The sequence below is a fragment of the Nocardioides aquiterrae genome, from assembly GCF_039526625.1.
GTDB lineage: Bacteria > Actinomycetota > Actinomycetes > Propionibacteriales > Nocardioidaceae > Nocardioides > Nocardioides aquiterrae.
This window is the reverse complement of sequence record NZ_BAAAJE010000001.1, coordinates 199,594-218,486: the sequence shown is the minus strand read 5'-3', so window position 1 is coordinate 218,486 and position 18,893 is coordinate 199,594. Positions and strand designations below refer to the sequence as shown.

The following is an 18,893-nucleotide window of genomic DNA, read 5'->3' as shown; positions in this document are numbered from 1 at the left end:
GGCTGCCAGCAGCCGAACCCCTCACGCCGACCAGAGGACCGAGTCGGCGGCGATCGTGGCGGGCGTGTAGACGTCCTGGAGGTCCGGGCGGCGGCCCATCAGCTCGGTGATGCCGACGGTCGGCCCCCGTCGCGGCTCGGCCGGCTCCCGGCGCGCCGGCGGTGGCGGAGGGCACGCACGCGGCCGGCGTACCCGCGCCGGCCGTTCCTGCAGAGTCGTCATGTCGTCTCCCCGTCTCGGGCCTGTCGTACCGGCCCGGTACCCACCGGCACCGTTCCCGTGCAGTACCCGCCGACAATCCCGATCCCGCGCGCGGTCCAGACCGGTCAGTCGCCGAGCTCGGCCCGCCGCCGGACGACGTAGGCCTCGAGCTCCTCGCGGATCGCGTCGTCGAGCGGCGGCTGCTCGTACTCCTCGAGCCGCTTCTGCCAGATCTCGCCGGCGCGGACCGCGGTGTCCTTGGCGCCGCCGCGCATCCAGCGCTCGTAGTTCTCCGAGGACGAGAGGAAGGGCCGGTAGAAGCAGGTGCGGAACCGCTCCATCGTGTGCATCGCGCCGAGGAAGTGGCCGCCGTGGCCGACCTCCTGGTGCGCGTCGAAGGCGAGCGACGCCTCGTCGATCTCCAGCGGCGTGAACTCGTGCTCGAGCATCTGGACCAGCTCGCAGTCGATGACGAACTTCTCGTAGCCCGACACCAGGCCGCCCTCGAGCCAGCCGGCGGAGTGCATCACCCAGTTGGCGCCGGCGAGGAAGGTGGGCAGCAGCGTCATCATCGCCTCGTAGCCCGCCTGGGCGTCGGGCACCTGGGACGACGTCAGCCCGCCGCCGGTGCGGAACGGCAGGCCGAACCGCCGCGCGATCTGGCCGGTGCAGAGCAGCCCGATGCCGGACTCCGGCGTACCGAACGTCGGGGAGCCGGACTGCATGTCGATGTTGGAGAGGAACGATCCGAACACCACCGGGCAGCCGGGGCGGATCAGCTGCGACAGCGCGATGCCGGACAGCGCCTCGGCCATCTGCTGGACCAGCGCGGCCGGGATCGTCACCGGTGACATCGCGCCCATCAGGATGAACGGCGTCAGCACGACGGGCTGGTTCGCGGCCGAGTACTCGAACTGTGCCTCGAGCATCCGGTCGTCCCAGCGCAGCGGGCTGTTGCAGTTGATCAGCGAGATCGTCGCGGGCGTCTGCTCGATCGTCTCGCGGGAGCCGAACAGGATCTCGGTCATCGCGATCGTGTCGCGGGCGTTGACGCCGGACACCACGTTGCCCATGTAGACCTTGTCGGTCAGCGTCTGCAGCGCGTACGTCATGTCCAGGTGGCGGCTGTCGAGCGGGGTGTCGTTCGGCTCGGTGATCACGCCGCCGGCGGAGTCGAGGACGCCGAAGGACTGCGCCAGCTTGGCGAAGTTGCGGAAGTCCTCCATGGTGCCGTCGCGGCGAACGTCGCCCTCCCGCACGAACGGCGGCCCGTACACCGCGCCGAACGCCATCGCGTCGCCGCCGATGTGCACCGAGTGCTCGGGGTTGCGGGCCTGGAGGTCGAACTCCTTCGGCGCCTTCGCCACCTGCTCCAGCACGAAGTCGGGGTCGAGGAAGACCGTGTTGTCCTCCACCTTCTGGCCGGCCGCGGCGAACAGGTCACGAGCGCGGGCGTCCATGAACTCGACGCCGATCTCGCTGACCAGCCGGCGCCACCCGGCGTCCAGCGTGGCCATCGCGTCCTCGGACAGCACCTCGTAACGCGGCATCCGGTTGCGGAACATCGCTCCTCCTGCCTAACCTCATGATGTGGGACCACAGTTCCACAACATGGAACAGGACGGAAGCACATGCCCGAGGCGAGCACCGGAACCCAGGCCGTGGACCGCGCGGCCGCGCTGGTCTCGACGGTCGTGCACGCCGACGCGCCGCTGACCTTCGCCGACCTCCAGGAGGCGAGCGGGCTCGCGAAGTCGACGACGTCGCGGATGCTCGCCGCCCTCGAGCGCGGCGGTCTGCTCGAACGCGACGCCGGCGGGTCCTACGTCGCGGGCAGCCTGTTCTGGCTCTACGCCGCCCGGCACGACCCCTGGGAGGAGCTGGTCCGGCTGGCCCGCCCGGCGATGGAGCGGATCGGCGAGGAGACCTCCGAGACCGTCCACCTGTCGGTGACCCGCGGCGACCGGGTCGTCCAGGTCGCCCAGGTCGACAGCCGCTACCTGCTCGGGACCCGGGACTGGACCGAGGTCGACGTGCCGCCGCACACCTCGGCGCTCGGCAAGGTCTTCTACGCCTGGGACGCGCTGCCGATCCCGCCCGGGCCGCTGGCCGCGCTGACCGAGAACACCATCACCGACCCCGACGCCCTGGCCCGCGACGGACGCCGGACCCGCAGCCGCGGGTGGGCGGTCACCGACGGGGAGCTCGAGATCGGGCTGACCGGCATCGCCGTCCCCGTCCACGGGCCGCGCGGCGACGTCGTCGCCGCCCTGGGCGTCTCGGGCCCCACGACTCGCCTCGAGGACCGCCTCGACGAGCTCGGCACCAACCTGTCGTCCCACGCCACGCAGCTGTCCACGCTGCTGCGCGGCCGAGCACCCAAGGAGGGTGTGGCATGAGTACTCCAGAGGAGATTCTCCAGGGCCTGTACGACGAGACCCTGGTCGGCAACGCCCCGCGCGTGCTCGAGCTGACCGAGGAGGGGCTGTCGCTCTCGATGGAGCCGCAGACGCTGCTCTTCGACGCGCTCATCCCGTCGCTGGAGGAGGTCGGTGCCCGCTTCGAGCGCGGCGACTTCTTCGTCCCGGAGATGCTCATCGCCGGCCGCGCGATGGCCGGTGCGATGGAGCGGCTGCGGCCGCTGCTCGCCGAGACCGGCGTCGAGACCGTCGGCAAGTTCCTCATGGGCACCGTCAAGGGCGACGTCCACGACATCGGCAAGAACCTGGTCAACATCATGCTCGAGGGCGCGGGCTTCGAGGTCATCGACCTCGGCGTCCAGGTCGCGCCGGAGAAGTTCGTGGCCGCGATCGAGGAGCACCAGCCCGACATCGTCGGCTTCTCGGCGTTCCTCACCACGACGATGCCGATGTTCAAGGCGAACATCAACGCGCTCGAGAAGGCCGGCATCCGCGACAGCGTGGTCGTGATGGTCGGTGGCGCACCGGTCACCCAGGAGTACGCCGACGCGGTCGGGGCCGACGGGTACGCCGCCGACGCCTCCGCCACCGTCAAGAAGGCCAAGGCGCTGCTCGAGGCGCGCCGCGCGAAGGTGCCGGCATGACCACCCCACGAAACTGCGAGCTTCCCCCGCTTCGCTCCTCCAGCCCGCACTTTCGAGGGGACCCCGGATGAGCGAGCCGCTGCACACCGTGCTCCGGTCGGCGAGCAGGGAGGTCGTGCTCGGCCACGACCAGCGGTTCTGCCTGATCGGCGAGCGGATCAACCCCACCGGACGCCGGACCTTCCAGGAGCAGCTGCGCGCCGGCGACCTGTCCGCGATCGAGAGGGACGTCCAGGCACAGGTCGAGGGCGGCGCCGACGTCCTCGACGTGAACATGGGCGTCCCGCTCACCGACGAGCCCGAGCTGCTGGCGAAGGCGATCCAGCTGGTGCAGTCGCTGACCGACCTGCCGATCTGCATCGACTCCTCGGTCGTCGAGGCGCTCGAGGCCGGGCTCTCGGTCTACCAGGGCCGGGCGCTGGTCAACTCGGTCACCGCCGAGGACGACCGGCTGGCCGCGATCCTGCCGCTGGTCAAGAGGTACGACGCCGCGATCATCGCGCTGCCCAACGACCACGACGAGATCCCGATGGAGGCCGACAAGCGCCTCGACCTCACCGCGAAGATCATCCGGGTCGCGACCGAGGAGTACGGCATCGCGAAGGCCGACATCGTCATCGACCCGCTGGCGATGCCGATCGGGGCGGACACCACCACCTCGCTGGTCACCTTCGAGACCATGCGCCGGATCCGCGACGAGCACGGCGTGAACATGACCTGCGGCGCCTCGAACACGTCGTTCGGCATGCCCGACCGGCACACCCTCGGCGCCGCCTGGCTGCCGATGGCGATGACCGCCGGGCTCACCAGCGCGATCATGGACACCCGCACCCCGCAGATCGTCGATGCGGTCAAGGCCGCCGACGTGTTCCTGAACCACGACGACTGGGGCATGGCGTGGATCGCGGCCCACCGGGCGAAGGCGGCCGCGACCGCGTGAGCACCGCGTGACGGACGAGCTGCCCGACGTCGACCTGGACGCGTTCCGGCGCGAGGGCCTGCTGCCCACGCCCGGCGCCGAGCCGGCGCAGCACGACGGGACCGGCCGGGTCGGGCTGTCGTTCACGGTCCTCGACACCGACCCGGAGCGCACCGCGCACCGCCAGGTGCGCGTGCCCCCCGGCGTCACCGTCTTCGACGCCGCGTCGTGGAACGGCATCGCGATCGACTCCACCTGCGGCGGCCACGGCACCTGCCACAAGTGCAAGGTTCGTGTGGAGGGGTCGACGCCGATCACCCGCCACGACGTCAAGACGTTCACGCGCGAGCAGCTGGACGCCGGCTGGCGGCTGGCCTGCCTGGTCAACGCGACGCGCGACCTGACGGTCGACGTACCTCCCCTGACCACGCGGCCCAAGGCCGCGACCGTCGGCGTCGGACGGCAGGTGATCCTGCGGCCGGCGATCCAGAAGCGGTACGTCGAGCTCGACGAGCCGACCCTCGCCGACCAGCGCACCGACCTGGCCCGGCTGCTCGAGGCGATCGACGACCTCGAGCCGACCGCCGACCTGCACGTGCTGCGCCGCCTGCCCAGCGTGCTCCGGCAGGCGGACTTCAAGGTGACCGCGGTGGTCGTCGACGAGGCCCTGGTCGACGTCGAGCCCGGGGACACCACGAAGCAGCAGTACGCCATCGCCTTCGACCTCGGCACCACCACCGTGGTCGCGACGCTCCTCGACGTCGGCACCGGCACGCCGGTCGCCGTCGCCTCGATGCTCAACCGGCAGCAGCCGTTCGGCGGCGACGTCATCACGCGGATCAGCGCGACGATGATGGACCCCGAGGCGCTCGGCCGGTTGCAGGCCGCGGCCTGCGACACCCTGGCGACGCTGGCCGCCCAGGTCTGCGACGAAGGTGGTGTCGACCCGGCCCACGTCTACGAGGTCGCGATCGCCGGGAACGCCACGATGACCGCGCTCGCGCTCGGGATCGACCCGGAGCCGCTGGGGGTCGCGCCGTTCATCATGTCGACGGCCCAGCCGCCGGACCTGCTCGCGGCCGACCTCGGGCTGGCGCTGCACCCGCGGGCGCGGGTCACGCTCTTCCCCGCCCTCGGTGCGTACGTCGGCGGCGACATCGTCGCCGGCATGCTGGCGACCGGCATGGACCGCGACAAGCGGACCCGGCTGTTCATCGACGTCGGCACCAACTGCGAGATCGTCGTCAGCGACGGGGACCGGATCCTCTCGACGGCGGCGCCGGCGGGTCCGGCGTTCGAGGGCGGCGCGATCCGGTGCGGCATGCGGGCGGCCGACGGCGCGATCGAGGTAGTGAAGCTGGGCGAGGACGTCGAGCTCGGCGTGATCGGCGACGTCGAGCCGAAGGGGCTGTGCGGCTCGGGCCTGGTCGACGCGGTCGCCGAGCTGGTCAAGGTGGGCCTGCTCGACGCGTCGGGGCGGTACGTCGCCGACGAGGTCGCCAAGGAGGTCGCCCCGTCGCTCGCCGACCGGCTCACGATGCTCTCCAACTCCAAGGGGGCACAGGAGCGCGTGTTCGTCCTGCACCGCCCGACGCCGGACGCCGAGCCCGGGGACTGCGTGGTGCTGTCGCAGCGCGACGTGCGCGAGCTGCAGTTCGCCAAGGCCGCGATCTCGACCGGCTGGACGCTCCTGCTGGAGGAGCTCGGCCTCGAGCACCGCGACGTGCAGCAGGTGCTGCTGGCCGGGTCGTTCGGGTCGTACCTCTCCGCCGCGTCCGCCGTCCGGATCGGGCTGGTGCCGAAGCTGCCGGTGCTGCGCATCGTCGCCGCCGGCAACGTCGCGGGCGAGGGCGCGAAGATGGCGCTGCTCTCGGTGCGCGAGCGCGCGGGCGCCCAGGCACTGCTGGAGGAGGTGACGTATGTCGAGCTCTCCGACCGCACCGACTTCAACGACCGCTTCGTCGACCAGCTCGGCTTCTGACCGCGTCGCCCTGATCGCCTGCGGCGCGATCGCCCAGCCCTGCAAGGAGATCGTGGACCGCCGCGGCTGGCCGGTCGACGTGCACCCGCTGCCGCCGCTCCTGCACAACCAGCCCCAGCGGATCGCCGCCGAGGTTCGCGCGCTGGCGGCCTCGCTGGCGCCGTCGTACTCGTCGGTCGTCGTGGGGTACGCCGACTGCGGGACGTACGGCGCCCTCGACTCGGTCTGCGTGGAGCTCGGCCTCGAGCGGCTGCCCGGGCTGCACTGCTACGACCTGTACGCCGGAGCGTCGCGGATCGAGACGTTCTTCGACGAGCAGCCCGGCACGTACCTGCTCACCGACTTCCTGGTCCGGTCGTTCGCGCGGACCGTCGAGCAGGAGCTCGGCCTGGACCGCTGGCCGGAGCTGCGCGACGCGTACTTCGGCCATTACACGCGGGTGGTGTGGCTGGCCCAGACGCCCGACGACGAGCTGCGCCGGCTGGCCGCGGAGGCCGCCGCCCGGATCGGGCTGCCGCTGACCGTGGTCGAGACGGGAACCGCTCGTCTGGAGGACGCGCTGCGTCGTACCGTCGCCCGGTGACCGACACCCACCCGCTCGTCGTCCAGACCGTGCTCGACTGCCACGACCCCCGCGTGCTGGGCGACTTCTACCGCGACCTCGTGGGCTATCCGTACCGCTCCGGCGACGAGACGCCGACCGACGGCGAGGACTGGCTGGTGCTCAAGCCGGGCGACGGCGGCCACGGTCTGGCGTTCCAGAAGAACCCGGAGTACGTCCCGCCCGTGTGGACGCCCGGGCCGGACCGGCCCGGCGACCAGCAGATGATGGTCCACCTCGACATGTGTGTCTCCGACGTCGCCGGCCTGGAGGCCCAGCGGCAGCGCGTCCTCGACCTCGGCGGCGCGGAGCTCTACGACCGCAGCGACGACGAGGAGGAGCCGCTGTACGTGTTCGCCGACCCGGCCGGCCACCCGTTCTGCATCTTCGTGCGGTGACTCCGACCCACTAGCCTCCTCCGCGTGGAGGGAGTGATCGCCGCCGAGGACCCGCGGGCCGCGGACGTCGTCGCGCTGCTCGACAGCCACCTCGAGCTGATGAACGCGCTCAGCCCGCCCGCGGAGGTGCACGCCCTCGACGTCGAGGCTCTGGTGCACCCCGCGATCACGTTCGTCGGCTACCGGGTCGAGGGCGAGCTGTTGGCGGTGGGGGCGCTCAAGGACCTCGGCGACGGGCACGGCGAGCTGAAGTCCATGCACACGGCGGCCGCCGCGCGCGGGCTCGGCATCGGCGGGGCGCTCGTGCTCCACCTCGTCGACCTGGCCCGACGGCGCGGTCTGACGCGGGTGAGCCTGGAGACCGGTACGCCGGAGGGGTTCGCCGCGGCGCGCGGGCTCTACGCCCGCCACGGGTTCACCGAGTGCGGGCCGTTCGGTGACTACGTCCTCAGCCCGTGGAGCACCTTCATGACGCTCCCGCTCGACTGACGGGCCCCAGCCGCCGCCGGTACCGGCGCCCTGGGCCGAGGACCTGCCGGTGCCGCCGTCGGTCCGGCCGCTGACCGAACGGTCCGAGTGACGGGTCGTGTGCCTGAGCACGCGCCATGGCGCGTTCTCAGGCACACGACCCTTCAACGCCGCAGCCGGCCGAGCAGGTCCTGGCGCCAGGCCTCGGTCTCGGCGATCTGGTTGAACGTGAAGACGTGCAGCCCCTCGACCAGCGCACCGGGCTCGCCGAGCGCCGGTGCGCACTTCTCGAGGAACCGCTCGCCGGTGAAGCCGCCGGGCGCGGCCAGCCGGGCGAAGGTGCCCTTGTGCTTGGCGAGGAAGCGGGTCGACTCGCCGACGCCGATCTTGGTCGCCATCGCGAGCAGCTTGGTGCGCTCGACCGGCCCCGGGATGCCCAGCAGCAGCGGCATGGTGACGCCGCGATTGCGCAGCCGGCGCACCCAGTCGCGGATCACGGCCGGGTCGAAGGTCAGGTTGCTGACGATGTGGGTGGCGTAGCGGCGCTTGTCCCACATCGACTGCACGGTCAGGTCGTCGTGGATCGTCGGGTGCGACTCCGGGTACCCGGTGATCCCGACCTGGGCGAACGGGTGGCCGAGCGCGGCGAGGTCCTCCAGCAGCGACAGCGCGTCGGGGTAGTCGCCGGCCGGGTCGGCGTCGCCGCCGGGCACGAAGACCCGGGTGATGCCCTTCCCGGTCAGCCGCGCGACGATCTCGGTCAGCTCGGCGCGGCCGGACACCATGCGCGCGGCGAGGTGCGGTACGACGGCGTACCCGTGGCCGGTCAGCCGCTCGGCCAGGTCGAGCGTCGCCTCCAGGCCCTTGCTCGGCGAGGCGGTCACCGTGACGGTGACGTCGCGCGGCACGTGGGCGAGCACCTTGTCCTCGGTGGTGGCGGTGGGCAGCACCTCGTACCGAGAGTGCTCCAGCAGCCGGACCATGGTCTGGGCGGTCGAGGCTTTGTTGCGCATGATGGAACTCGTTTCGTGATGCGCATCGACTGCCGCCGAGTCTAGACCCCCGGATCCCGGATCGTCACCCACGAGATGACGCCCCCGAGGGCGAGCAGCACCGCGCAGATCGTGGTCGCCTGCTGGTAGGCCGCGTCGAAGACCGCGGGGTCGGCGTAGTCGTCCCCCATCAGGCCGACCGCGATCGGCAGAGCGGCCACGGCGAGCAGCGAGCCGGCCCGGGCCACGGCGTTGTTGACGCCGCTGGCGATGCCCGCGTGCTCGTCGGGCGCGGCGGCCAGGACGGTGGCGGTCAGCGGCGCGACCATCAGCGCCAGGCCGAGCCCGAACACGGTCAGGCCGGGCAGCACGTCGGTCCAGTAGTTCACGTCCGCCCCGACCCGGACCAGCAGGAGGGTGCCCGCGGCCATCACGAGGGGACCGACCGTCATCGGGACGCGCGGCCCGATCCGGGTGGCCAGCTCCCCGCCCTTCGCGGCGAGGAGCAGCATGCAGACCGTGATCGGCAGCGTCGCGAGGCCGGCCTCGAGCGCGCCGTACCCGCTCACGGTCTGCAGCTGGAGCACGAGGAAGAACAGCACGGCGCCGAGCGCGGCGTACACGACGAGCGTCATGGCGTTCGCGGCGGTGAACGTGCGGTCCCGGAAGATGCCGAGCGGCAGCATCGGATGGTCGCTGCGCCGCTCGTCGGCGACGTAGCCGACGGCGGCGAGCGCCATCACGACCAGCGCCCAGGGCGCGAGCGGGCTGCCCCACTCGATCAGCGCGTAGGTGAGCCCGCCCAGCGCGAGCGCCACGAGCCCGGCGCCGAGGACGTCGAACCGGCGCGGCGCGTTCGGGTCCTGGGTCTCCGGTACGGCCCGCTGCGCCACCACCACGGTGACCACCGCGAGCGGCAGGTTGATCAGGAAGATCCAGCGCCAGCTGGCGTACTGCACGAGGCCACCGCCGACGAACGGACCGATCGCGGCCGCGATGCTGCCCAGGCCGGACCAGGCGCCGATCGCCTTCGCCCGGTCGGTGGGGACGAACGCGCCCTGGATCATCGCCAGGCTGCCCGGCGTCAGCAGCGCGGCGCCGATCCCCTGGAGGACGCGCGCGGCGATCAGCACCCCCGGGGTGGGGGCGATGCCGCACAGCAGGGAGGCGGCGGCGAACCAGACCGTGCCGACCACGAAGACCCGCCGCCGGCCGAACCGGTCGCCGAGCGAGCCGCCGAGCAGGATGAAGCTGGCCAGCGAGAGCAGGTAGCCGTTGGTCACCCACTGCAGTTCGGCGAGGGAAGCGTCGAGCTCCTCGCCGATGGTGTGCAGGGCGACGTTGACGACGGTGCCGTCGAGCATCGTCATGCCGGACCCGAGGACCGCGGCGAGGACGACCGCCCGGCCGGCCGCCGTACCGAGCCGGACGCCGGCAAATCCGGTGGAGTCGCTCACTCCGAAAGCCTAGGAGAGATCAGGGGAAACCCCGATGCCCTGGCCGATACCGATTCCTAGGATTCTGCGATGACTCGAGCGACGTACTCCGAGGCGCGGCTCGCCGACCACGTCGACCGGCTGGGGGCGGAGCACCCGCCCATCGACCTCGCGTCCGTCGACTTCACGGTCCGGCGGCCCGACGAGCTCAACCACCGCTACGGCCACGTCCTGGACTACATGGCGCGGGTCGAGCTCGAGGTCGACCGCAACGTCCTCGAGCTGACCACGCTGCTGCCGGACCCGCCGGCGATCGACCGGCGGTTCTACGCCGACGTGTGGCAGCCGCAGGAGATCCGGCACGGGCTGATCCTCGACGAGCTCCAGGTGCAGCTGGGCCGGCCGGCGGCGACACCCGACCTGACGACCGTCGGGGCGAAGCTGCGCGTCCTCGGCGCGCTCGCCCACCTCACGGCGTTCCAGGACGTCTGCCGGATGCTCTACTACCTGACCGGCATGGCCACCGAGCGCTCGGCGGTGCTCGCCTACAACCTGCTGCACGACGGCGTCGCGGCAATGGGCGAGACCGCGGTCGCGCAGACGGTGATCGCGCCGATCCGCCGCCAGGAACCCGGGCACTATGCCTTCTACATGCTGTCCGCGCGCGGCCTCTGGCAGCAGCTCGCCGGCTGGCAGCGCTGGACGGTGCGCCGGATGCGAGCCCTGTCGTTCGCACCGGTCGGCGCCAACGACGCCCGGCAGGCGGCCGACTTCGGTGCGGTGATGCGCAGCCTCCACGCCGGCGCCCCGGACGACTTCGCCGAGCAGATCTCCCGCGTCGAGCGCGACCTGCTCTGGGCGCACCGCAGCGGGCTGCGCGTGCCGCCGTACGTCGCCAAGGCGTTCCGCGAGGCGGTGGAGCTGGCGCACCTGCGCCGGCCGGCCTAGCTGCGCAGCACCCGCGCGGCGATCCAGGCGATGTCGTCGGCGGTGCGGGCCGGCGGCGCGGACGGCTGCATCACGTGGCTGAGCACCACCCGCACCACCATGTCGATGGCCGCGTCGAGGTGGTCGACGTCGAGCCGGATGTCGTACGGCGTGACCCGGTCGCGGACGACCAGCTTGGCCGCGGCCAGCAGCGACTCGGCGTGCGTGGTGAGCAGCGGCAGCAGCTCGGTGTCGGCGCCGTGGGTGGCCGAGACCACCGCGTGCAGCAGCAGGTTGTCCTGCGCGAGCTCGAGGACGTCGCCCGCGGCGGCGCGGATCGCGTCGACCAGGTCGGTCGGGTGCGCCTCGAACGCCGCGGTGACCACGCCGAGGAACCGGTCCAGCTCGTGCAGGATCATCGCCTCGGCCAGGCCCGGCTTGGTCCCGACCTCGTTGTAGACCGTCTGCCGGCTCACCCCGACCCGGTCCGCGATCGAGCCCATCGTCACCGCCGACCACCCGGACTCGGTGGTCATCGCGACCGCCGCCTCGACGATGCGCTCACGCATCGTCGGCAGCGGGCTCATGACCGCCAGTCTAGGAACGGGTCATCCCTCGAGCCGCAGCGCCTGCACCGGACACGACGCGACCGCGGCCGCGACCTCGCCGCGCCGCGCCTCGGGAGGCGTCGGGTCGAGCACCTCCAGGACGTCGTCGTCGTCGAGCTCGAAGAACTCGTGCGCCATCGACTGGCACATCCCGACGCCCTCGCACACGTCGCGGTCGACCTCGATGCGCATCACGCGACGGCCTCGGTCAGCGGGACGAAGTCGACCTTCTCCCGGACGCCGCAGTCGGGGCAGCACCAGGTGTCCGGCACGTCGGCCCACGCGGTGCCGGCCGCGAAGCCCTCGTGCTCGTCGCCCTCCTCGACCCGGTAGGTGTAGCCGCACCCGGGGCAGCGGGCGGCCATCACCTCGTCGGCGGGTACGGCGATCCCGTCGGTGGTCGAGCTCGTCGGGACCTCGCGCGCGGCGGGCGGCGGGTACTTCGCCAGGACCTTGTCCCGCTTGCGCGGGCTGATGTTCGCGCGCGACATGTCGCCGTCGAAGTGCGCCAGCACGCGGGGGTCCATCACCCGGCGCCAGACCGCGGGGACGATCGCGAGCACGATCATCCCGGCGTACCCGGTCGGCAGCACCGGGGACTCCTCGAAGTCGCGCAGCGACTGGTAGCGGCGGGTGGGGTTGGCGTGGTGGTCGCTGTGCCGCTGGAGGTGGTAGAGCAGCACGTTGGTCGCGATGTTGTTGGAGTTCCACGAGTGCGTCGGGTCGACCCGCTCGTAGCGCTGCCGCTCGCCGGCGCCGACCTTCTGGCGCAGCATCCCGTAGTGCTCCATGTAGTTGACGACCTCGAGGAGCGAGAAGCCGACGACCGCCTGGATCAGCAGGTACGGCAGGACCCCGACGCCGAGCCAGGCGACCAGCCCGCCCCAGAGCACCGCGGACATCAGCCAGGCGTTGAGCACGTCGTTGCCGAGCCGGAACGGGTGCTGCTGCTTGCGGGCGTAGCGGCGCTTCTCCAGGTTCCACGCCGACCGCAGCGACCCGAGCACCGTGCGGGGCCAGAACCGGTAGAAGCTCTCGCCCACCCGCGACGACGCCGGGTCCTCGGGCGTCGCCACGCGGACGTGGTGCCCGCGGTTGTGCTCGATGTAGAAGTGCCCGTAGAAGCTCTGCGCCAGCGCGATCTTCGACAGCCAGCGCTCGTTCTCCTCGCGCTTGTGGCCGAGCTCGTGCGCGGTGTTGATGCCGATCCCGCCGATGCAGCCGATCGAGACCGCGAGGCCGATCTTGTCGAGGGTGGTCAGGTCCGCTCCCCCGGCGATCAGCCACATCGCGCCGACGAAGCCGACGTACTGGATCGGCAGGAAGAGGTAGGTGATCCAGCGGTAGTACCGGTCCTCCTCGAGCGCCTCGATCACGTCGTCGGGCGGGTTCGAGCGGTCCAGCCCGGCGAGCAGGTCGATCGCCGGGACCACGCCCAGGATCACGATCGGTCCGATCCAGAACCACACCCCCCAGCCGGTCAGGGCCCAGGCGCCGTACCCGATGAAGGCCAGGGACGGCACCACCAGGCCGATCAGCCACAGGTAGCGCTTCCGGTCCTTCCAGGTCTCGGTCGAACCGGTCGGGACGGTGCTGTTCGCGATCTCGGACATGCCCAAGCCTCCGTGGGGTCGCTGGTTGACAGGACCATACGGAATGTCAAGCAGCTTGACAAGGGGGCAGTTTTTGTAAACCCGAGGCCCTCAGGGCCAGACGACCGCGGCGCGCTCGCGCCAGGTGCCCTCCAGCCCGGGCCGCTCGGTGCGGTTCCACAGCGAGAGGTAGAGGTCGACGGCGCTGCCGCCGAGGACCCAGTCGCCGTCCGACCGGGGTCCGGTACGCCGGGTCGTGACGGCCGGCTGCGGGCCCAGCTCGACCAGCCACCAGTCGGCGGCGTCGTCCGGCGCGACGACGAGCACCGAGTCCTCGTCGCACCGGAGCCGGGAGCGCGGGCGGGTCAGGAACCCACCGAGCAGCTCGTCGATCCCGTCCACCGCGAGGTCGGTGTCGATCCACGTCTCGGCCGGGTCCGGATGCCGGCCGAGCGCCGCCGACAGCGCGTCGGCGGCGTGCACGGTCGTCTCGTGGCACTGGCGGCGCGCCCAGAACTCCCGCGGGGCGGGCGCGTCGTTCAAGAACACGACCGCGTGGGCGTCCGCCGGCGCCCGGGTCAGCGTCGCCGCGAGCTCGACGGCGCCGTCGCGCAGCCACTCCAGCGGGTCCGGCTCGTCGCGACCCTCGGCCTCGAAGGCGTCCGGGTCGACGTCGCGCTCGCCGCGCACGAGCGCGGTCGCCCAGCGGTGCACCATGCCCTGGTGCGCGACCAGGTCGCGGACCGTCCAGTCCGGGCAGGTCGGCACCGGGGCGCGCAGCCCCGCGCGGTCGGCGTACCGGACGAAGGCCACCATCGCGGACCGCAGGCCCTCGAGGTGGCGCGCCAGGGGAAGCTCGGTGGGCACGCCACGAGCGTGGCACCTCGCGCGGCGCGCGGCATCCGGATTACCGCGGTGGTAGGAGTGGGGCGTGACCACCGAGCCCGCCACCGTTCGCCTCGCCGTGCTCATCGACGCCGACAACGTCTCCTCCTCCCACGCCGCGGCGCTGCTCGCGGAGCTGGCCCGGTACGGCGCGCCGACGGTCAAGCGCGCGTACGGCGACTGGACCACCTCGCAGCTGGGCGGCTGGAAGGGCGAGCTCGCCCGGCACGCGATCCAGCCGATCCAGCAGTTCGCCAACACCGTCGGCAAGAACTCCACGGACTCCGCGCTCATCATCGACGCGATGGACCTGCTCTACTCCGGCAACCTCGACGCGTTCGCGATCGTGTCCAGCGACAGCGACTTCACCCGGCTCGCGACCCGGCTGCGCGAGTCCGGGAAGACCGTCTACGGCCTGGGCCAGCGCAAGACGCCGGCGTCGCTGCAGGCCGCGTGCGACAAGTTCATCTTCCTCGAGGTGCTGCGGGAGGACGACGAGGGCGGCGCCGGCGAGGACGCGGAGGCGGAGGGCGACTCGCTGCCCGACCTGCGCACGATCATGGAGGGCGCGGTGCGCAGCACCGCCCAGGACGACGGCTGGGCGCCGCTCGGTTCGGTGGGCACCTACCTGGGCAAGACGCACGCCGCGTTCGACCCGCGCCACTACGGCTTCCCGCGGCTCAGCGCGCTCGCCGGCGCCCAGAGCTATCTGGACCTCGACCACCCCGAGGGCGGCCAGCCGCGGGTCCGGCTGCGCTCGCAGCGGCCGCCGCGCAAACGCGCTCCCGCGAAGAAGGCCGCGAAGAAGAAGGCCTCGGCGGCCGAGTAGGGCGCGGGACGTCTAGGGTCGGGGGATGAGCTCGACCCCGCAGCCCTTCGGCATCGACTTCGGCGGCACCGGGATCAAGGGGGCTCCCGTCGACCTCGACGCGGGCGACTTCGCGGCGGAGCGGGTCCGGATCCGCACGCCGGAGCGGTCCACGCCCGAGAACGTGCGCGACGTGTTCGTCGAGCTCCTCGCGCGGTTCCCCGACTGCACCGGCGCGGTCGGCGTCACGGTGCCCGGCGTGGTCCGGCACGGCACCGTGCACTCCGCCGCCAACATCGACAAGTCGTGGGTCGGCACCGACGCCGACCGGCTGCTCACCGAGGCGACCGGCCGCGAGGTGCACGTCGTGAACGACGCCGACGCGGCCGGCCTGGCCGAGGTGCGGTACGGCGCCGCGCGCGGGCGCTCCGGGCTCGTGATCGTGACGACCCTCGGCACCGGCATCGGCTCGGCGATGGTCTTCGACGGCGTCCTCGTCCCGAACGCCGAGCTCGGCCATCTCGAGGTGGACGGCCACGACGCGGAGTCGCGCGCGGCGAACAGCGCCCGCGAGCGCGAGGGGCTCTCGTGGGAGCACTGGGCCACGCGGCTGACCCGGTACTACCGGACCCTGGAGATGCTGTTCTCGCCCGAGCTGTTCGTGGTCGGCGGCGGGGTCAGCAAGGAGGCGGACCAGTTCCTGCCGCTGCTCGACCTCGACACCGAGATCGTCCCGGCGACCCTGCTCAACCGCGCGGGCGTGGTCGGCGCAGCGCTCTACGCCAGCGAGGGCGGCGGCTGAGCGGGGCTACCCCTCGGTCCCGCGGATCGCGGCGGCCACCGCCTTCGGGACGTCGGGGTGGAACACCGTGGGGATGATGAAGTTCGGGTTCAGCTCGTCGTCCTTGACCACCAGCGCGATCGCCTCGGCCGCGCGCAGCAGCATGTCGATGGTGACCTCGTGCGCACGGGCGTCCAGCAGGCCGCGGAAGACGCCGGGGAACGCGAGCACGTTGTTGATCTGGTTCGGGTAGTCCGACCGGCCGCTCGCGACGACCGCGGCGTACTTGTCGGCCTCGGCGGGGTCGACCTCCGGGTCGGGGTTGGCGAGGGCGAAGACGACCGGGTCGGGCGCCATCTCGCGGATCCACTCCGGGTCGAGCACGCCGGGGGCGCTGACGCCGATGAACACGTCGGCGTCGCGGAGCACGGTGTGCAGGTCGCCCCGCACCCGCCGCGGGTTGGTGACCGCGGCGAGCTGGCGGTGCGCGGGGGAGAGCGACTCGTCGTCGGCCGACAGCGCGCCGTCCCGGTCGATCACCACCACGTCGGTGACGCCCGCGGCGATCAGCAGCGTGACGATCGCGGTGCCGGCCGCGCCGCCGCCGGACACCACGATGCGGACGGACTCCAGCGACTTCTTCACCACGCGCAGCGCGTTCGTGAGCGCCGCCAGCACGACGATCGCGGTGCCGTGCTGGTCGTCGTGGAAGACCGGGATGTCCAGCGACTCCCGGAGCCGCCGCTCGATCTCGAAGCACCGGGGAGCAGCGATGTCCTCGAGGTTGATGCCGCCGAAGCCCGGGGCGATCATCTCGACCGCGCGCACGATCTCGTCGGTGTCCTGGCTGGCCAGGCAGATCGGCCAGGCGTCGATGTCCGCGAACCTCTTGAACAGCGCGGCCTTGCCCTCCATCACCGGGAGCGCGGCGCCGGGGCCGATGTTGCCGAGCCCGAGGACGGCGGAGCCGTCGGTGACCACCGCCACCGAGTTGCCCTTGACCGTCAGCCGGCGGATGTCCTCGGGGTGGTCGGCCAGCGCCTGGCTGACCCGCCCGACGCCGGGCGTGTAGGCCATCGACAGGTCGTCGCGGGTGCGCAGCGGCACCTTCGAGGTGACCTCGATCTTGCCGCCGAGGTGCAGCAGGAAGGTCCGGTCGCTGACCCGGTGCACCTCGACGCCGTCGACCGCGTCGACCGCGGCCTCGAGCTCCTTGGCGTGCTCGGCGTCGCTGGCCGAGCAGGTGACGTCGACGACCAGCCGGTCGTGGCTGGAGTCGGCGACGTCGATCGCGGTGACGATGCCGCCCGCCTGCGCGATTGCCGTGGCCACCGCGCCGACGACGCCGTGGTCGGGCGCCGTGTAGAGGCGCATGGTGATCGAGTACGACGAGGTGGTGGCGGCCATTGCTGCACCTTCCCCCGCGGCCGCTGTTACCGGCAAGTCAGGTCGGTGTGACCTCCTCCGCACCCAGGTGGTCGAGCAGGTTCCGGGAGAACCGGTCGCCCATCTCGTCGATCACCTTGCGCATGGTGCCGCGGACCGCCCGGCCGGACGCCCGCGGGAGCGGCAGGTCGAGCGTGATCTCCAGCGCCGTGACCAGCCGGGTGCCCCCGTCGACCTCGTCGAGCTCGTACCACCCCTCGACCGCGGAGCGCTCGGTCGTGCCGGCGGGCGGGTCGTGCCGGAACTCGATGCGCCGCGGCTCGTCGTACGTCATCCGCTCGGTGAACGCCGGCGAGATGCCGACGCCGAGCACCGAGAGCCCGGTCATCTCCCAGCGCCAGTGGTCGCCGTCCTCGGTGATCCGGCGCACGAACGGCGTCAGGTCCGCGACCAGCGCCGGGTCGGTCAGGGCGGCCCAGATGTCGGCCCGCGGGGCGGCGACGACGGCCTCGGCGCGGGTGTCGGCGGAGAAGCGAGGCATGAACTCGCACTACCCGTGGGAGGCTGCGGCCATGCCCCAGGTGACGGCGGAGGCATGGGTCCCGCTTCCTCCCGACGCCGCGTTCGCGGTGTCGCAGACGACGGGCGAGGTGCGGCTGCGCTGGGACCCGTTCATCCGCAAGCAGCACCTGCTCGGCGCGCAGCGGCCCGCCGCGGGGGTCCGCACGTTCACCCGCGCCCGGGTCGGGCCGGCGATGGTCAGCCGCTACGTGTCCTACCGCCCGCCCACCTCGGTCGGGATGACGATGGAGAAGGGACCGTGGTTCTTCGCGACCTTCGGTGGCGGCTGGCGGTTCGTCCCCGAGACACGCGACGGCGTGGGGGGCACCCGCGCGACCTGGAAGTACACGTGGACGGCGAAGCCCGCCTGGCTGCGCCCGGTGGCCGACCCGATCGGCCGGTGGCTGCTGGGCCGGGAGATCCGAGCGCGGATCGCGGCGTACGCCGAGGCGTGCGCCGACCCGGAGATCGTCGGTGTTGCCCAGGACACGCCGCCGGAAGGTTTGGCCTGACCCCCGTTCGGGGGACCTCACTCACGTGTCCGCTGCAGAGATCATCCAGGTCGCCCTCCTGGCGTTCGTGCTCCTCGCGCCCGCGATGATGGTCGCGGTGCTCGTCTCCGGCCTGTCCCGCCGCGAGCCGTCAGTCGATCAGCCGGGCGCGGACCTGCGCGGGCTGCTGGTGGCCGACCGAGTTCTGGTGCCCGTCCAGCAGGACGACGACCGCGCGGTTGCCTAGGTCGAGGGTCACGCTGCCCTCACCGATCTCGAGCACCTCGCCGCGGATCAGGTAGTCCTCGCCGCCGATCCGGTCGAGCAGGGTCTCCGGCGCACACCGCTCGACGTCCTCCAGGGCGACCGCCCGCAGCCGCGGCCGCATCCGGCCGCCGGACCGCCACAGCAGCAGCGCGACCAGCAGCAGGATCGCGTCGGCGACCAGCGTCATCACCAGCGGGACGCTGCTGGTCACCGTGCCCTCGGCGCGGTACGCCGCCGGGTCGTCCTCGACCACGCGCACCGGGATCGTCTGGCTCGCGACCGCGTCGTCGTACGCCTCCTCGTCGACCTCGGCCGTCCAGGTCCGCTGGTCGGGGTCGACGTCCTCGGGGAAGGTGAACGAGAGCCAGTACTCGTCGCCGTTCAGGACCCGGTCGTCGACGACGGTGGCGGTCACGTCCGTCCCCGACGTGCGGACCTTCTGGTCCACGTACCAGCTGTGCAGGAGCGGCAGGTTGACGACCGCCGCCAGCAGCACGATGAGGAACAAGGCGTGGCGACGGGTCATG

At 72.3% G+C, this 18,893-nt stretch carries 22 protein-coding genes; 11 read left to right on the top strand and 11 right to left on the bottom strand.

What is annotated here, in order from left to right; genetic code table 11:
* Positions 1-21 precede the first annotated feature (21 nt).
* Positions 22-222, bottom strand: a complete 201-nt coding sequence (locus tag ABD086_RS01065) for a hypothetical protein (protein ID WP_343904846.1) — start codon at positions 220-222, stop codon at positions 22-24.
* Positions 223-326: 104 nt separating this feature from the next.
* Positions 327-1,766, bottom strand: coding sequence for a trimethylamine methyltransferase family protein (locus tag ABD086_RS01060; protein WP_343904844.1), 1,440 nt, complete (start codon positions 1,764-1,766; stop codon positions 327-329).
* A 66-nt stretch (positions 1,767-1,832) separates the two neighbouring features.
* Here ABD086_RS01060 and ABD086_RS01055 point away from each other — a divergent pair, with 66 nt between their 5' ends.
* The 7 genes from ABD086_RS01055 (at position 1,833) to ABD086_RS01025 (ending at position 7,653) form a co-directional block, all read left to right on the top strand.
* Positions 1,833-2,600 (top strand): IclR family transcriptional regulator, encoded by a 768-nt coding sequence (locus ABD086_RS01055; RefSeq protein WP_343904843.1) that lies wholly within the window; start codon positions 1,833-1,835, stop codon positions 2,598-2,600.
* A complete protein-coding gene (locus tag ABD086_RS01050) occupies positions 2,597-3,265 on the top strand; it encodes a corrinoid protein (RefSeq protein ID WP_343904842.1) in 669 nt (222 codons plus the stop codon). Before ABD086_RS01055 ends, ABD086_RS01050 begins: the two co-directional genes overlap by 4 nt.
* Before the next feature lie 67 nt (positions 3,266-3,332).
* Positions 3,333-4,205 (top strand): dihydropteroate synthase, encoded by an 873-nt coding sequence (locus ABD086_RS01045; RefSeq protein ID WP_343904841.1) that lies wholly within the window; start codon positions 3,333-3,335, stop codon positions 4,203-4,205.
* Positions 4,206-4,212: 7 nt separating this feature from the next.
* Complete coding sequence (locus tag ABD086_RS01040) at positions 4,213-6,165, top strand: ASKHA domain-containing protein (RefSeq protein WP_343904840.1); 1,953 nt, start codon at positions 4,213-4,215, stop codon at positions 6,163-6,165.
* The gene (locus ABD086_RS01035; RefSeq protein ID WP_343904839.1) at positions 6,104-6,748 is read left to right on the top strand and encodes a DUF1638 domain-containing protein; all 645 of its coding nucleotides are present in this window, start codon (positions 6,104-6,106) and stop codon (positions 6,746-6,748) included. The genes ABD086_RS01040 and ABD086_RS01035 overlap by 62 nt, the downstream gene beginning before the upstream one ends.
* On the top strand, positions 6,745-7,164 hold the full coding sequence (locus tag ABD086_RS01030) for a VOC family protein (protein WP_343904838.1): 420 nt from the start codon (positions 6,745-6,747) through the stop codon (positions 7,162-7,164). The genes ABD086_RS01035 and ABD086_RS01030 overlap by 4 nt, the downstream gene beginning before the upstream one ends.
* Before the next feature lie 24 nt (positions 7,165-7,188).
* Complete coding sequence (locus ABD086_RS01025; RefSeq protein ID WP_343904837.1) at positions 7,189-7,653, top strand: GNAT family N-acetyltransferase; 465 nt, start codon at positions 7,189-7,191, stop codon at positions 7,651-7,653.
* A 143-nt stretch (positions 7,654-7,796) separates the two neighbouring features.
* Here ABD086_RS01025 and ABD086_RS01020 read toward each other — a convergent pair whose 3' ends face one another.
* Complete coding sequence (locus ABD086_RS01020; RefSeq protein ID WP_343904836.1) at positions 7,797-8,645, bottom strand: methylenetetrahydrofolate reductase; 849 nt, start codon at positions 8,643-8,645, stop codon at positions 7,797-7,799.
* 41 nt (positions 8,646-8,686) lie between these two features.
* Positions 8,687-10,081, bottom strand: a complete 1,395-nt coding sequence (locus ABD086_RS01015) for an MFS transporter (RefSeq protein ID WP_343904835.1) — start codon at positions 10,079-10,081, stop codon at positions 8,687-8,689.
* A gap of 69 nt (positions 10,082-10,150) precedes the next feature.
* Between ABD086_RS01015 and ABD086_RS01010 the strand changes: the two genes are divergently transcribed.
* The gene (locus ABD086_RS01010; RefSeq protein WP_343904834.1) at positions 10,151-11,008 is read left to right on the top strand and encodes a GTP-binding protein LepA; all 858 of its coding nucleotides are present in this window, start codon (positions 10,151-10,153) and stop codon (positions 11,006-11,008) included.
* On the opposite strand, the gene ABD086_RS01005 is transcribed toward ABD086_RS01010, so the two are convergent.
* The 4 genes from ABD086_RS01005 to ABD086_RS00990 form a co-directional block, all read right to left on the bottom strand.
* Positions 11,005-11,574, bottom strand: coding sequence for a TetR/AcrR family transcriptional regulator (locus ABD086_RS01005; RefSeq protein ID WP_343904833.1), 570 nt, complete (start codon positions 11,572-11,574; stop codon positions 11,005-11,007). The genes ABD086_RS01010 and ABD086_RS01005 overlap by 4 nt on opposite strands.
* Before the next feature lie 21 nt (positions 11,575-11,595).
* A complete protein-coding gene (locus ABD086_RS01000; protein WP_343904832.1) occupies positions 11,596-11,787 on the bottom strand; it encodes a ferredoxin in 192 nt (63 codons plus the stop codon).
* On the bottom strand, positions 11,787-13,208 hold the full coding sequence (locus ABD086_RS00995; protein WP_343904831.1) for a fatty acid desaturase: 1,422 nt from the start codon (positions 13,206-13,208) through the stop codon (positions 11,787-11,789). Before ABD086_RS00995 ends, ABD086_RS01000 begins: the two co-directional genes overlap by 1 nt.
* 90 nt (positions 13,209-13,298) lie before the next feature.
* Positions 13,299-14,054, bottom strand: a complete 756-nt coding sequence (locus ABD086_RS00990; protein WP_343904830.1) for a maleylpyruvate isomerase family mycothiol-dependent enzyme — start codon at positions 14,052-14,054, stop codon at positions 13,299-13,301.
* Positions 14,055-14,118: 64 nt separating this feature from the next.
* On the opposite strand from ABD086_RS00990, the gene ABD086_RS00985 reads away from it, so the two are divergent.
* Positions 14,119-14,901 carry an NYN domain-containing protein gene (locus ABD086_RS00985; protein ID WP_343904829.1) on the top strand — a complete coding sequence of 261 codons (783 nt, stop codon included), beginning with the start codon at positions 14,119-14,121 and terminating at the stop codon, positions 14,899-14,901.
* A gap of 25 nt (positions 14,902-14,926) precedes the next feature.
* Complete coding sequence (ppgK, locus tag ABD086_RS00980; protein WP_343904827.1) at positions 14,927-15,682, top strand: polyphosphate--glucose phosphotransferase; 756 nt, start codon at positions 14,927-14,929, stop codon at positions 15,680-15,682.
* A gap of 6 nt (positions 15,683-15,688) precedes the next feature.
* Here ppgK and ABD086_RS00975 read toward each other — a convergent pair whose 3' ends face one another.
* Positions 15,689-17,068: an NAD-dependent malic enzyme gene (locus ABD086_RS00975; protein WP_343904826.1), complete on the bottom strand. Its 1,380-nt coding sequence runs from the start codon at positions 17,066-17,068 to the stop codon at positions 15,689-15,691.
* 37 nt (positions 17,069-17,105) lie between these two features.
* Entirely contained in the window at positions 17,106-17,588 is a 483-nt protein-coding gene (locus ABD086_RS00970; RefSeq protein WP_343904825.1) for an SRPBCC family protein, read from the bottom strand.
* Here ABD086_RS00970 and ABD086_RS00965 point away from each other — a divergent pair.
* Positions 17,587-18,120, top strand: a complete 534-nt coding sequence (locus ABD086_RS00965) for an SRPBCC family protein (RefSeq protein ID WP_343904824.1) — start codon at positions 17,587-17,589, stop codon at positions 18,118-18,120. The genes ABD086_RS00970 and ABD086_RS00965 overlap by 2 nt on opposite strands.
* Positions 18,121-18,250: 130 nt before the next feature.
* On the opposite strand, the gene ABD086_RS00960 is transcribed toward ABD086_RS00965, so the two are convergent.
* The gene (locus ABD086_RS00960) at positions 18,251-18,892 is read right to left on the bottom strand and encodes a hypothetical protein (protein ID WP_343904823.1); all 642 of its coding nucleotides are present in this window, start codon (positions 18,890-18,892) and stop codon (positions 18,251-18,253) included.
* Position 18,893 lies beyond the last annotated feature (1 nt).

Coding starts and splice junctions, on each gene's coding strand:
- ABD086_RS01050 (WP_343904842.1), top strand. CDS start 2,597: ATGAGTACTCCAGAGGAGATTCTCCAGGGCCTGTACGACGAGACCCTG.
- ABD086_RS00970 (WP_343904825.1), bottom strand. CDS start 17,588: ATGCCTCGCTTCTCCGCCGACACCCGCGCCGAGGCCGTCGTCGCCGCC.
- ABD086_RS00965 (WP_343904824.1), top strand. CDS start 17,587: ATGAACTCGCACTACCCGTGGGAGGCTGCGGCCATGCCCCAGGTGACG.
- ABD086_RS01035 (WP_343904839.1), top strand. CDS start 6,104: ATGTCGAGCTCTCCGACCGCACCGACTTCAACGACCGCTTCGTCGACC.
- ABD086_RS00960 (WP_343904823.1), bottom strand. CDS start 18,892: ATGACCCGTCGCCACGCCTTGTTCCTCATCGTGCTGCTGGCGGCGGTC.
- ABD086_RS01010 (WP_343904834.1), top strand. CDS start 10,151: ATGACTCGAGCGACGTACTCCGAGGCGCGGCTCGCCGACCACGTCGAC.
- ABD086_RS01020 (WP_343904836.1), bottom strand. CDS start 8,645: ATGCGCAACAAAGCCTCGACCGCCCAGACCATGGTCCGGCTGCTGGAG.
- ABD086_RS00995 (WP_343904831.1), bottom strand. CDS start 13,208: ATGTCCGAGATCGCGAACAGCACCGTCCCGACCGGTTCGACCGAGACC.
- ABD086_RS01060 (WP_343904844.1), bottom strand. CDS start 1,766: ATGTTCCGCAACCGGATGCCGCGTTACGAGGTGCTGTCCGAGGACGCG.
- ABD086_RS01055 (WP_343904843.1), top strand. CDS start 1,833: ATGCCCGAGGCGAGCACCGGAACCCAGGCCGTGGACCGCGCGGCCGCG.
- ABD086_RS01005 (WP_343904833.1), bottom strand. CDS start 11,574: ATGAGCCCGCTGCCGACGATGCGTGAGCGCATCGTCGAGGCGGCGGTC.
- ABD086_RS00975 (WP_343904826.1), bottom strand. CDS start 17,068: ATGGCCGCCACCACCTCGTCGTACTCGATCACCATGCGCCTCTACACG.
- ABD086_RS01000 (WP_343904832.1), bottom strand. CDS start 11,787: ATGCGCATCGAGGTCGACCGCGACGTGTGCGAGGGCGTCGGGATGTGC.
- ABD086_RS01065 (WP_343904846.1), bottom strand. CDS start 222: ATGACGACTCTGCAGGAACGGCCGGCGCGGGTACGCCGGCCGCGTGCG.
- ABD086_RS01045 (WP_343904841.1), top strand. CDS start 3,333: ATGAGCGAGCCGCTGCACACCGTGCTCCGGTCGGCGAGCAGGGAGGTC.
- ppgK (WP_343904827.1), top strand. CDS start 14,927: ATGAGCTCGACCCCGCAGCCCTTCGGCATCGACTTCGGCGGCACCGGG.